This window comes from Mycobacterium sp. NTMscope_MAC_269 (assembly GCF_976985695.1).
This window is the reverse complement of record NZ_OZ335668.1, coordinates 5166308-5178981: the sequence shown is the minus strand read 5'-3', so window position 1 is coordinate 5178981 and position 12674 is coordinate 5166308. Positions and strand designations below refer to the sequence as shown.

Annotated in this window: 12 protein-coding genes; 6 read left to right on the top strand and 6 right to left on the bottom strand. The window is 69.4% G+C overall.

Features of this window, described 5'->3' with window-relative positions; genetic code table 11:
• Nucleotides 1–4: 4 nt before the first annotated feature.
• Complete coding sequence (locus tag ACZ50Z_RS24650; protein WP_464485877.1) at nt 5–1366, bottom strand: xylulokinase; 1362 nt, start codon at nt 1364–1366, stop codon at nt 5–7.
• Between the two features lie 30 nt (nt 1367–1396).
• On the opposite strand from ACZ50Z_RS24650, the gene ACZ50Z_RS24645 reads away from it, so the two are divergent.
• From ACZ50Z_RS24645 to ACZ50Z_RS24635, 3 genes are read left to right on the top strand one after another with little or no spacing between them, the layout of a single operon-like run.
• Nucleotides 1397–2386 (top strand): NAD(P)-dependent oxidoreductase, encoded by a 990-nt coding sequence (locus tag ACZ50Z_RS24645; RefSeq protein ID WP_464485876.1) that lies wholly within the window; start codon nt 1397–1399, stop codon nt 2384–2386.
• A 5-nt stretch (nt 2387–2391) separates the two neighbouring features.
• On the top strand, nt 2392–3045 hold the full coding sequence (locus ACZ50Z_RS24640) for an L-fuculose-phosphate aldolase (RefSeq protein ID WP_464486392.1): 654 nt from the start codon (nt 2392–2394) through the stop codon (nt 3043–3045).
• Nucleotides 3042–3983: an MBL fold metallo-hydrolase gene (locus ACZ50Z_RS24635; protein WP_464485875.1), complete on the top strand. Its 942-nt coding sequence runs from the start codon at nt 3042–3044 to the stop codon at nt 3981–3983. The genes ACZ50Z_RS24640 and ACZ50Z_RS24635 overlap by 4 nt, the downstream gene beginning before the upstream one ends.
• Nucleotides 3984–3998: 15 nt before the next feature.
• Here ACZ50Z_RS24635 and ACZ50Z_RS24630 read toward each other — a convergent pair whose 3' ends face one another.
• The 4 genes from ACZ50Z_RS24630 to ACZ50Z_RS24615 form a co-directional block, all read right to left on the bottom strand.
• Nucleotides 3999–5225, bottom strand: coding sequence for a cytochrome P450 (locus ACZ50Z_RS24630; RefSeq protein ID WP_464485874.1), 1227 nt, complete (start codon nt 5223–5225; stop codon nt 3999–4001).
• A complete protein-coding gene (locus ACZ50Z_RS24625; protein ID WP_464485873.1) occupies nt 5222–5797 on the bottom strand; it encodes a TetR/AcrR family transcriptional regulator in 576 nt (191 codons plus the stop codon). Before ACZ50Z_RS24625 ends, ACZ50Z_RS24630 begins: the two co-directional genes overlap by 4 nt.
• A gap of 120 nt (nt 5798–5917) precedes the next feature.
• A complete protein-coding gene (locus ACZ50Z_RS24620) occupies nt 5918–7150 on the bottom strand; it encodes a zinc-dependent alcohol dehydrogenase (RefSeq protein ID WP_464485872.1) in 1233 nt (410 codons plus the stop codon).
• Nucleotides 7147–7923 carry an SDR family NAD(P)-dependent oxidoreductase gene (locus ACZ50Z_RS24615; RefSeq protein ID WP_464485871.1) on the bottom strand — a complete coding sequence of 259 codons (777 nt, stop codon included), beginning with the start codon at nt 7921–7923 and terminating at the stop codon, nt 7147–7149. Before ACZ50Z_RS24615 ends, ACZ50Z_RS24620 begins: the two co-directional genes overlap by 4 nt.
• 97 nt (nt 7924–8020) lie before the next feature.
• Between ACZ50Z_RS24615 and ACZ50Z_RS24610 the strand changes: the two genes are divergently transcribed.
• The 3 genes from ACZ50Z_RS24610 to ACZ50Z_RS24600 are packed head-to-tail and all read left to right on the top strand — an operon-like array spanning nt 8021 to nt 10791.
• A complete protein-coding gene (locus tag ACZ50Z_RS24610) occupies nt 8021–8965 on the top strand; it encodes a class I SAM-dependent methyltransferase (protein ID WP_464485870.1) in 945 nt (314 codons plus the stop codon).
• Entirely contained in the window at nt 8958–9866 is a 909-nt protein-coding gene (locus ACZ50Z_RS24605; RefSeq protein ID WP_464485869.1) for a class I SAM-dependent methyltransferase, read from the top strand. Before ACZ50Z_RS24610 ends, ACZ50Z_RS24605 begins: the two co-directional genes overlap by 8 nt.
• A gap of 10 nt (nt 9867–9876) precedes the next feature.
• Nucleotides 9877–10791, top strand: coding sequence for a class I SAM-dependent methyltransferase (locus ACZ50Z_RS24600; RefSeq protein ID WP_464485868.1), 915 nt, complete (start codon nt 9877–9879; stop codon nt 10789–10791).
• Between the two features lie 59 nt (nt 10792–10850).
• Here the strand turns inward: ACZ50Z_RS24600 and sppA are convergent, their stop codons facing one another.
• A complete protein-coding gene (gene sppA, locus ACZ50Z_RS24595; RefSeq protein ID WP_464485867.1) occupies nt 10851–12653 on the bottom strand; it encodes a signal peptide peptidase SppA in 1803 nt (600 codons plus the stop codon).
• Nucleotides 12654–12674: the final 21 nt, after the last annotated feature.

Below are 12674 nucleotides of genomic sequence, written 5' to 3'. Positions count from 1 at the left end.
CAGCCTAGAACGGCGGTGGTGCCAGCGCGCCACATCGGCGATCTGCCATCTCCAGGAAGCGGTGGTAGCGGTCCTCGACCGCGGCCGCCCAAGCGGGATCGGGCTCGACGATGCGCTCGGTGCGCACCCACCGGGCGGCATCGGCGATCGTCGTTTCCAGGCCGACCGCCATGCGCGCGAGGAAGGCCGCCCCCAGCGCGGCCCCCTCCGCCACCGCGGACACCTGCACCGGGCGCCCGGTGGCGTCGGCGATGGCCTGCAGCCACGGTCCGACGCGCGTGCCGCCGCCGGTGGCCACGATGCGCGACACCGGCGCGGCGGACAGCTCGATGAGCTGGCGCACCACGAAGCCCGACGCCTCGTAGGCGGCGCGCCGCAACGCGGCGGCATCGTGGGTCAGGTCCAGCGCCTCGAGCGCGCCGCGGCGGTCCGGGTCGTGGAACGGGCTGCGCTCGCCGCGCAGGTAGGGCGACCACACCGGGACGCGGCCGGGTTGGGTGGCCGTCGGATCCGCCTGCGCCACAACGCGATCCACCCAGCCGAGAAACAGCCCGCCGGCGTTGCTGGCCCCGCCGATCTGACTCTTGCCGGGCGTGGTGTGCGGAATGGTCCACAGCCCGGGCATCTGCCGGGCCTCGGAAATGGTCGTCCACACGATCAGCGTGGTCCCGCACATCACCAGCACGTCGCCGTCGCGGTCGGCGCCGGCCACGATCTGTTCGCACAGCGCATCGATGGTGCCGGTGGCCAGCGCGGCGTCGCTGCCGCGCACCTGACCGACGACGGCTCCCATGCTTTCCACCCGCGGCATCTGGTCGGCGCGCGCGCCGCGCTCGGCACACGCGGACCGATCCCAGCCGGTCCCGTCGAACAAGGGGAATGCCGTGGCGGCGGTGGCGATGTCGATCACCGCGTGGCCGGCCAGCGCGTGATTGGCCACCGCCGGCGCGGGCCAGTAGCCGGCGGCATCCGGCGCGTGCGCGGCCGTCCAGCGCAAGAACTCGGCGGCCTCGCCGAGTGCCGGCAACGGCTGGGCGTCGCCGCCGGGGGTGCGCCCCCGGCCATCGCCGTACAGCAGCCCCGGCGCGATCGGCGTGCCCGCCTCGTCGACGGCCGTCATCGACGGCACCATCGCCGAGACGGCCACCGCCGCGGCGTCGGCCCGCGCGACCAGTTCGTCCAGTGCCGCCGACGGCCCTCGCCGCCACGCCTCGTCGGCGTCGTGCTCGAGGCGGTCGGCCGCCGGGACCCGCAGCTCGTGCGGGATGCGCACCCGCGCGGTCACGTTGCCGTCGGCGTCGGCGGCTATCGCCTTGACCGCGGTGCTGCCGACGTCGATGCCGATTGTGACGTCTTTGCGTGACACGGGCGTCACCGTACGCCAGCATTGGCATTCGTGACGTCTAAACCGCGCGCCTTGGTGACCGCCCCGCTGCGTGGCCCGGGCTTCGAAAAGCTGCGCGAGCTGGCCGACGTGATCTATGACCCGTGGATCGAACAAACCCCGCTGCGCATCTACAGCGCCGAGCAGCTGGCCGACCGGATCGCGAGCGAAGGCGCCGAAATCGTGGTGGTGGAAAGCGATTCGGTGCGCGGCCCGGTGTTCGAGGCGGGGCACCGGACCCTGATCGCCGTGGCCTCCACCCGTGGCGACCCCAACAACGTCGACATCGCCGACGCCACCGCGGCCGGCGTCCCCGTGCTGAACACTCCCGCCCGCAACGCCGACGCCGTCGCCGAGATGACCGTGGCCCTGCTGCTGACCGTCACGCGACACGTGCTGCCGGCGGACGCGGATGTGCGCAGCGGCAACATCTTTCGCGACGGCACCATCCCCTATCAACGGTTCCGCGGCGGCGAGATCGCAGGCCTCACGGCCGGGCTGGTAGGCCTCGGCGCCGTCGGCCACGCCACGCAGTGGCGGTTGTCGGGGCTGGGCCTGCGGGTCATCGCCCACGACCCCTACAACCCCGACGCGCGCCACGGCCTCGACGAGCTGCTCGGCGAGGCCGACATCGTGTCCCTGCACGCCCCGGTCACCGACGACACCGCCGGCATGATCGGCGCCCGGCAATTCGCGGCCATGCGCGACGGCGTGGTCTTCCTCAATACCGCTCGTGCCCAGCTGCACGACGCCGACGCGCTGGTCGAGGCGTTGCGCGACGGCAAGGTGGCCGGCGCGGGGCTCGACCACTTCGTCGGCGAATGGCTGCCGGCCGACCATCCGCTGGTGGGGATGAACAACGTCGTGCTGACGCCGCACATCGGCGGCGCCACCTGGAACACCGAGGCTCGGCAGGCGCAGATGGTGGCCGACGACCTCGACGCGCTGCTGAGCGGCGGCGCACCCACCCATATCGTCAACCCGGAGGTGCTAGGGCCATGACGTCCGTGAAATCCGTCGACAACCCGGAGACCGCGGTGCTCGACGCGGCCAAGGACATGCTGCGGCGGGGGCTGGTGGAGGGCACCGCCGGCAACATTTCGGCGCGCCGCGCCGACGGCAACATCGTCATCACCCCGTCGTCCGTGGACTACCGCGACATGCAACTGGATGACCTGGTGCTCGTCGACGCGAGCGGCGCGGTGCTGCAGGCCGCCGAGGGCCGATCGCCCTCCTCGGAGATGCAGCTGCACCTGGCGTGCTACCGGGCCTTCGACGACATCGGCAGCGTCATTCACAGTCATCCGGTGTGGGCCACCATGTTCGCCATCGCCCACGAGCCGATCCCGGCCTGCATCGACGAGTTCGCGGTGTATTGCGGCGGGGACGTCCGGTGCACCGACTACGCCGCGTCCGGGACGCCCGACGTCGGCACCAACGCGGTCTCCGCACTCGAGGGCCGCGGGGCCGCGCTGATCGCCAATCACGGCCTGGTGGCCGTCGGGCCCCGCCCCGACAAGGTTTTGCATATCACCGCGCTGGTCGAGCGCACCGCCCAAATCGTGTGGGGTGCAAGAGCTCTCGGGGGACCGGTGCCGATCCCCGAGGACGTCAACCGCAACTTCGCCGCGGTCTACGGCTACCTGCGCACGAACGCATGACGCAATGGCTACGGCTCGGCCGCGCGAGCGTGGCGCGGGTGGTGGAACTCCGATTCTCGTTGGGCACGAAGGCCTTTCCTCACACCCCGGCGTCGGCCTGGCCGAACAACGCCGACTTGCTGGTGCCCGACTTCTTCGATCCCGACACCGATCAGTTACACATCGCGATCCAGAGCTGGGTCATTCGAGTCGACGGCCTGACCGTCGTCGTGGACACCGGCGTCGGCAACGATCGGCAGCGCCCGCACATGCCACCCCTGGATCGCCTCAACACGGCCTTCCTGAGCGCGCTCAAATCGGCGGGCATCGACCGCGACGCCGTCGACGTCGTGGTCAACACCCACCTGCACTCCGACCACGTCGGCTGGAACACGATGCTCGACAACGGCGCGTGGGTGCCGACCTTCCCCAATGCCCGGTATCTGCTGGCCGCCGCCGACTACCGCCACTTCGAGCCCGGCGGGCCCGCGGCGCGTGCGACGCCGCGCACCGCGGCCGAAGCCGCCCAGCAGCGCGGCAACCAACTGGTGTTCGCGGACAGCGTGCTACCCATCGACGCTGCGGGACAGCTGATCCAATGGTCCGACGACTTCCGAATCAGCGATGCGCTGCGGCTGCGGCCAGCCGCCGGGCACACGCCGGGCTCTTCAGTGCTGTGGCTGGATGCGGGCCAACCGAGCGTGTTCGTGGGTGATCTCACGCACAGCCCGCTGCAACTGCGCCGACCCGGCGAGGCGTGCGCGTTCGACGTCGACGCGGCCGCGGCTGCGCTGACCCGTCGCCGTATCTTCACCGAGGCCGCCCAGGCGAATGCGGCGGTGATACCTGCGCACTATCCCGGCCATGGCGGCGCGACGATCCGCGCGGTCGAGGATCGATTCGACGTCGATCAATGGTTGGACATTCCCTCCCTTCCGGGTGGCCCGCCTCACCCCTGATCGGCGAGCCGGGGGCTAATTGAGGATGACCGGGAGCGATTCGTACACGGTCATGTTGTTGCACAGATCGGGCAGCGTCATGGTCGGCTCGCCGACCTCGATGCCGGTGGTATTCAGCAAGATCTCGTCGAGGGCCGCCCTGACTTCCGCCCGCGCGAGCATCGCACCCAAGCAGTGGTGGGCGCCGCCGCCCCCGAAGGACTGGTGGGGGTTGGGATCGCGGCGGATGTCGAACCGGTAGGGATCGTCGAAGACGTCCTCGTCGCGGTTCGCCGAGCGCAGCATCGTGACCACCCGCGCCCCCTCGGGGATCAGCACGTCACCGAGCGGCACATCCCTGGTCGCTCCGCGCACCCAGAACATGATCGGCGTGGAATAGCGGATCACCTCCTCGACCGCGGTGCGCCGTGCGTCCGGGTCGGATCGGTAGAGCGCGAGCTGATCCGGATTGCCGACGAAGGCTCGAATCCCGTCGCACAACGCATTTCGCGTCGTGTCGGCGCCGGCCAATCCGAGGATGAAGAAGAAGATTTCCAGCTCATTGGACGGCAGCAAAAAGGTCTCGCCCGATTCTGCGGTGATCTCGGTGGTACACAGCGCACTCCAAATGTCATCCACCGGATGCTCCCGCTTGGAGGTGGTCAGCGCGCTGGCGTACTCGAACAACTCCATGAAGGGCAGCAGCTCGTCGCCGTCGGGGACCGACATCTGTGCGCCGGCGGTCTTGAGCACCCGGTCGATCAAGTCGAACACATGCGGGCGGTCGGCGTCGGGAATCCCGACGATGTCGCCGATCACCGAAATCGGCAATCCCGCGGCCAGATCGACGAACTCGCCACCGCCGGATTCCACGAGTACGGCGGCCATTGCCTTGGCCCTCTCGCGAATGCCCTCTTCCAGCTTGGCCACCGCACGCGGCGTGAACGCGCGGGAGATGACCTTGCGGCGAATCGTGTGATCCGGCGGGTCCATACTCACTATCGCCGGATAGGCGTCGAACAATGGCACGTCCTGAATCAGCGGCCCACGGGTCGCCGTGAACGTCTCGTGATCGCGATGCACTCGTGCGACGTCCGCATGCTTGGTACACACCCAGAACTCGCGTCCCACAGCGGATTTCACCGGAGGAGTCAGTCGCTGGTGGAAGACCGGCGTACGGGCGCGCAACTCGGCGAACAGATCGTCGGGAAAGCGCGACGCCCAGACGTCCGCCTCGGCCAGATCGATGGTCGTGTCCGTCATGATCCGTCTCGATTCCGCTTGAGCTCGCCGCGCAGCCCGGTCAGGATCAGGCGCAGCCCGTAGGCGAACGTTTCGCCGCTCGGCCCGTTTGCCGCGCCCCCGGCACGCTGGGTGTGCTCGAGCTGCACCGAGCCCAGTAAATGGATGTACAACGTGGCGTGGGCCGCATCGAAATCCTCTGCCCGCAAACCCGATTCGTGCAGGATGCCGCGCGAGGCGCGATCTAGCGCGGTGGCCGCGGGGGTGTGCGGATGCTCTTGGAGGACGGCCGCGATCCCGGGCACCTCGACGAGCACGGTCCAGGCATTCATGTAGAGCGCAACCAACCGCGCCTCCCAGTCGCCCTCGTGGGGCACCTCGATCTCGGTGAGCACCGATTCGATCAGCAGGTCGAACAACTCCCGTTTGTCGCGCACGTGGTAGTACACCGAGGACGCCGCCGTACCCGCTTCGGCGGCCAGCTCCCGCATCGTGACTCGGCCGACGCCGACGCGTTTCGCCAATTGCAGGAGGTGCTTGGTCAGATGGGCCCGATCCAGGGCCCCGTAGCGCAGCACCGGTGCATCCGGCACGACCTCTACCCCCAATTCCGAACAGTGTTCTGTTTCGAACGGTATTCAGATTAGAACAATGTTCGGCTGGGTTGTCAAACGTGGCATCCTGCCGGACGGCAACGACTTCGAGGTGGTGGGCTAACGCTGATCGATCGCAACCTTTACGGCCCCGCTCTCACCCTGATCGGCAAGCGCCAAAAAGGCCTCGCGCCAACGCTCTAACGCGAACGTGTGGGTGAGCATGGGCCGCAGGTCGATGCGTCCGGCGCCCGCCAGGTCGAGGTAGTGGGCGATGGCGTGCTTGCGCTGCCCGTCGACCTCCTCGACGCCGAAGGCGTTGGAGCCGATCAGTGAAATCTCCTTGAAATACAGCGGGCTGTCCTCCCACCGACCGGGGGCGTGGACGCCGGCCTTCACCAGGGTGCCGCGCGAACGCAGGACCCGAACTCCGACCTCGAAGGTCTCCGGCTTGCCGATCGTGTCGTAGACGACGTCGACCGCGCCGGGGTGTGCCATCGGCAGACCCAGCAGGGGCTGACGCAACCGGCCGCCGCCCCACGCGACGACCTCTTCGATGAGGGCCGAACACGGCTCGTGCGCAAGGACTTTGGCGGCGCCGAAACGACGGGCCAACTCGGCCTGGGTGCCGAAACGGGCCACGACAGCGACGGCCACGTCGGGGTACAGCGCGCGCAGGATCGCGACCGCACACAACCCCAGCGAGCCGGCCCCGTACACTAGCACCGAGCCCGCGCGGGGCGGCGGGTGGCGGGTGATCGCGTGCAGGGACACCGAGAACGGGTCGGCGAACACGGCCGCCTCGTCGGGAATTGCGTCCGGCACGGCGAACAGCATGCTTTCGTGGGCGGGCATCAATTCGGCGTAGCCGCCGGTCACGTCGGCCGAGACGCCCGTGTGGATCCCGGCGCGCAGGTCGCCGTCGGCAAAGCTCCAGCACAGGCTGTAGTCGCCGGCCTCGCACGCCGGGCACGGCGGCGCGACGCCCCGCGGCCCGCAGGACAGCCACGGGTTGAGCACCACCCGCTGCCCCACCTGCAGGCCGCGCGCCTTCGGGCCCAGCGCCACCACGTCGGCGACCACCTCGTGGCCCATGACTTGCGGGAACGAACAGAACGCGGACATGGCGTTGTCGGCGTCTCCTTCGCCGAAGTCCATCAGGATCTGTTTGGAATCCGACCCGCAGATGCCGGTCAGCCGGGGCCGGGTGAGCACCCAGTCCTCGTGCGGCAGTTGCGGATCCGGCACCTCGCGCAGCGCGGTCGGGGTGCGGGTCAGGTTCTGGGTCAACGCGTTGGCGTACTCGGGCACCTCGAACGGCTCGGGCGGCACCCCGTACACCAGCGCCCTCATTGCGCCGCCATCCCGGCCGCCCCGGCGATGAACGCGTCGAGGTCGGCGTTCTTGGCGTCGATGACCGCTTTCATGTCGGGAAGGTAATGCTCGAACGTGTCGCTGCCCAGGGCCGCGACGATGCCGGCGGCCACCTCGTCGGCGGCGACCTTGGGTCCCCGGTAGAGGGGTTCCTCGCTGCCCGGGTGATCCCAGATCTCGGTGTCCACCGGCCCCGGCTCGATCAGCTTCACCGAGATCGCGGTGCCATGCAGGTCGACCGCCATCGCCTCGCTCCAGCCACAGAGCGCGAATTTGCTTGCGCAGTAGGCACTTTCGTGGACTATCCCGAGCCTTCCCCCAACGCTGGACACGTTGACGATCATGCCCGATCCGCGCTCGTGCATCCGCGGCAACAAAGCCAGCGTGAGGCGCATCGGGGCGAAGAAGTTGACCCGCATGACGTCTTCGACCTCGTCGGGATCCAGCGCGGTGACCGGGCGCCGCTTCGGGGTGGCGGCGTTGTTGATCAGCACGTCGATGCCGCCGAGCCCGTCCCAGGCGGTCGCCGCCAGGTCGTTCAGGGCCGAGCCGTCGGCCAGGTCGGCCACCCACATCGCCGACCCCGGCGAGGCGCGCCGGCAATTGGCCAGGACGTCGGCCAGCCGGTCCCGACGCCGCGCGACCAACCCGATCACCGCCCCCGCGTCGGCCAGCCGCCGGGCCAGGGCCGCGCCCAATCCCGACGACGCACCCGTGATCAGCACGCGCTTGCCCGCCGGCTCGTACGCCATCAGTAAAGGTTGCCGCGAATCGCGGGAAGCGTACAGTGGGGGAAGCTTGTTATATCGGCTAAATATTAGATTGTCTATCTCCGATAGGGGCACCACGATGACTTCCACCAGGTACGAGGGCGACACCTGGGACCTCGCCTCCAGCGTCGGCGTGACCGCGACCATGGTCGCGGCGGCCCGCGCGATGGCCACCCGCGCCGAACGCCCGCTGATCAACGATCCGTTCGCCGAGCCGCTGGTCAAGCTGGTCGGCGTCGACCTACTCTCCCGGCTGGCCAGCGGTGAGCTGGACCCCGCCGAGCTGAACGACGTCCACGACGGCGCCGCAGGATCCGCCGGGGCGATGTCGCGGATGGCCGACAACATGGCCGTGCGCACCAAGTTCTTCGACGAGTTCTTCCTGGACGCCACGAACGCGGGCATCAAGCAGGCGGTGATTCTGGCCTCCGGGCTGGACGCGCGCCCGTACCGGCTCGCGTGGCCGGCCGGGACGGTGGTCTACGAGGTGGACCAGCCGCAGGTCATCGAATTCAAGACCCGCTCGCTGGCCGAGCTGGGCGCCTCCCCCACCGCCGAGCGGCGCGTGGTGGCCGTCGACCTGCGCGACGACTGGCCCGCCGCGCTGCGCGGCGCCGGGTTCGACCCGGCGCAGCCGACCGCGTGGAGCGCCGAGGGCCTGCTCGGCTACCTGCCGCCGGAGGCGCAGGATCGCCTGTTGGACACCATCACCGAGCTCAGCGCGCCGGGCAGCCGGCTGGCCACCGAGAGCGCGCCCAACCCCGAGCCCGGCGACGACGAGAAGCTCAAGGAGCGCATGCAGACGATCTCCGAGCGCTGGCGTGCGCACGGCTTCGACCTCGACATGGCGGGGCTGGTCTATTTCGGTGACCGCAACGAGGCAGCCCCCTACCTGGCCGACCACGGCTGGCGGCTGAACAGCGCCAGCATCCGGGATCTGTTCGCCGCCAACGGGCTTGACCCACTCAGCGACGACGATATGCGGATGGGCGAGATGCTCTACACAAGCGGCACCTATGAGTGAGGGGCGCGCCGAGGGCGACAGCTGGGGGCCGGCACTCAGCGTGGGGGCGACCGCCACCATGGTCGCCGCCTCCCGCGCGGTGGCCTCGCAGGGACCCGACGCGCTGCTCGACGATCGGCTGGCCGAGCCGCTGGTGCGCGCCGTGGGGCTGGATCCCTTCATCCGGATCATCGACGGCGAGGTCGACTTCGAGGACGACCCGCTGTTCAACCGAAGGGCGCGCGCCGAGCAGATCACGGTTCGCACCAGGTTTTTCGACGACTTCTTCCTCGCCGCAACGCGCGACGGTGTGCGCCAGGCGGTGATCTTGGCCTCCGGCCTGGACACCCGGGCCTACCGCCTGGCGTGGCCGGCGGGCACCGTGGTCTACGAGATCGACCAGCCCGACGTCATCGCCTTCAAAACCGACACGCTGGCCGGCCTCGGCGCCGCACCCACCGCGCAGCGCCGCACGATCAGCATCGACCTGCGCGATGACTGGCCGGCGGCGTTGCGCGAGGGCGGTTTTGACGTGACCCAGCCGACCGCGTGGAGCGCCGAAGGGCTGCTGCCCTACCTGCCCCCCGAAGCTCAGGACCGGCTGTTCGACAACATCACCGCGCTCAGCGCGCCCGGCAGCCGGGTGGCGACCGAACACGTGCCCGACCCCAACGCGTTCTCTGACGAGCGCTTGGCGCGCATCTCCGAGCGGTGGCAGCGCTTCGGCTTCGACCTCAACGCGGCCGACCTGTTCTACCGGGGCGAGCGCAACGTCGTCGTCGACTACCTGAACGGACATGGCTGGCAGGTCAGCGCCCATCCCGCCCGGGAATTGTACGCCCGCAACGGGTTTGAGTTTCCCGAAGACGAGATGGCGGCCACCTTCGGCGACCTGAGCTACATCGCGGCCACGCTGAAGTAAGGTTCTTTTCATGTCACGCACTCACGACGACAATTGGGATCTGGCGTCCAGCGTCGGCGCCACCGCGACGATGGTCGCGGCCGGGCGCGCGATGGCGACGAAGGATCCGCGAGGTTTGATCAACGATCCGTTCGCCGAACCACTGGTGCGCGCGGTAGGCGTGGATTTCTTCACCAAGATGATGGACGGCGAGCTCGACATCGATGCGATCGAGAACGCCTCGTCAGTGCGCGTTCAGGCGATGATCGACGGAATGACGGTGCGCACCAAATACTTCGACGACTATTTCATGGATGCCGTCGGCACCGGGCTGCGTCAGGTGGTGATCCTGGCTTCCGGCCTGGATGCGCGCGCCTACCGGTTGCCATGGCCGAACGGCACCGTGGTCTATGAGATCGACCAGCCGCAGGTGATCGAGTTCAAGACGACCACGCTGGCCGGCATCGGCGCCGAGCCGACGGCCGATCGGCGCACCGTCGGCATCGACCTGCGGGCGGACTGGCCGGCCGCGCTGAAGGACGCCGGATTCGATACGACGGCACCGACTGCGTGGCTGGCCGAGGGCCTGCTGATCTATTTGCCGCCGGACGCCCAGGACCGGCTGTTCGACAACATCACCGCGCTCAGCGCGCCCGGCAGCACCATCGCCACCGAATTCGTGCCCGGCATCGTCGATTTCGACGCCGAGCGGGTGCGGGAGATGTCCGGTTCGTTCCGCGACCACGGCGTGGACATCGACATGGCGTCGCTGGTCTATGCCGGGGAACGCAACCACGTCGTGGACTATCTGTCGAGCACCGGGTGGCAGGCCGGCGGCATCACTCGAACCGAGCTCTTCCAGCGCGGTGGCTTCGACGTGCGCGCCCCGGAGAACGACGACCCGCTCGGGGAAATCATCTTCATCAGCGGGCGCCTGACGGGCTAAAGCGGCTAGTGGTGATCGCAAGCGCGGCTAGCCGGGCGCAGCGGGTTGCCACCATCGGATCAGAGCCGCCAGGGCCCCACCCACAGCGCACTGGCGCCGCTGAAGGATCGTTCGACGTTGTCCACGATGCCGCCGATGGCGCTGCCCAGCAGCGCACCGAGCGCGTCGGGCAGCGACGCGGCGGCCGGTTGCGACGAGGCCCGGGGCCGCAGCAGCTCCAGCAGCGATCCACTCGGGTAGGTGGCGATGCGCACGTCGGTGTCCTCGTCCAGTCCGGCAAGGATTTTCGCGCGGCGCAGCGCGGTCCGGAACCCGCCCAGTTCGTCGACCAGGCCGCGCTCCAGCGCGTCGGCGCCGGTCCAGACCCGGCCTCGCGCGACCCGGTCGACGGCATCCTTGGTCAGGTTGCGGTCGTCGGCGACCCGCTCCACGAAATCGGCGTAGAGCAGGTCGGCCTCGGCCTCCCGATGGGCGCGCTGCTCCGGTGTGAACGGCGCATCGATCGCCCAGGCGTCGGCATTGGCATTGGTGCGCACGGTGTCCGAGCCGACGCCGAGGCGCGCCAGCAGATCACGGATCACCAGCTTGCCGGTGAGCACGCCGATCGACCCGGTGATCGTCGCCGGGCTGGCGACAACCGCGTCGGCCGCCACGGCGATGTAGTAACCCCCGGAGGCGGCGACCGCCCCCATCGATGCCACCACCGGCTTGCCGCGTTTGCGGGCCTTTTTCACCTCGCGCCACAGGGTTTCCGATGCCGTGACCGAGCCGCCGGGGCTGTTGACCCGCACCACGATCGCCGACACCGAATCGTCGGCGGCGGCTTGCCGCAGCGCCGGCGCGATCGTGTCGCTACCGACCGTGGAGCTGCCGAACGGCAGGAACTGCGGTCCGCCGCGCCCGTCGACGATCGTGCCGTCGATGTTGATGACGGCCACCGTCGGCCTGGGACGGCGGCCTGGCAGCGAGGGCACCGGCGGGGCCAGCCGCGAGCGGGCCGCACCGGCGTAGCGCGACAGATAGAGCCGGGGCGGCTCGTTCTCGTCGGTGCGGTCCTTCTCTGAATGCTTTTGCGGCCCAACTAGTTCCGCGATACGTGCGTAGGCCTCGTCACGGAATCCGATGCGGTCGACCAAACCCGACGACACGGCCTCCTCACGCAACAGCGGAGCGCGGTCGGCCAGCGCGTCGAGCACCGTCGCGTCGACGCCTCGTGATTGCGCGACCGCCTGCCAGACCTGTTCGCGGATGCTCTCGAGCATTCGGGTGACGGCCTCCCGGTGGGCCTCGGTGAAGCCGTGCTCGGTGAAACGGTTTGCCGCCGACTTGTATTCGCCCCGCGCAACGACTTCGGCCTCGATGCCGGCCTTGTCGAATGCGTCGCGCAAAAAGGTGGCATTGCTGGCGAAGCCGATCAACCCCACGCTGCCCGCGGGCTGCATCCAGACCTCGCCGAAGGCCGAGGCCAGGTAGTACGACAACGTGCCCGGGTACGTCTCGGCCCAGGCCAGTGACGGCTTGGCGGCGGTGAACGCGACGATGGCCTCGCGCAGCTCCTGCACCGCGGCCGACGGCGACGCCGTCAGTTGCACGCGGGCGATCAGCCCGGCGACCCGCGGATCCTCGGCCGCCCGGTAGACGGCGGACACCACGTCGCGCAGCGATACCGTCCGGTTTCCCCCGGTGATCATCGCCAGCGGGTCGAAGCCCGACGTCTCCGGCGGCATGGAGCGCAGATCCAGTTCGAGCACGCAGCCATTGGGAACGCCGCGATGACGTGCGGTGTCGACCCGGTCGGCCAGCGCGCGGACCTCGTCGGCCCCTTTGGACAAGCCGGGTATCGAGGGCAGGAAAGCGAACATGCCTGCAGACTACCGAGCGCC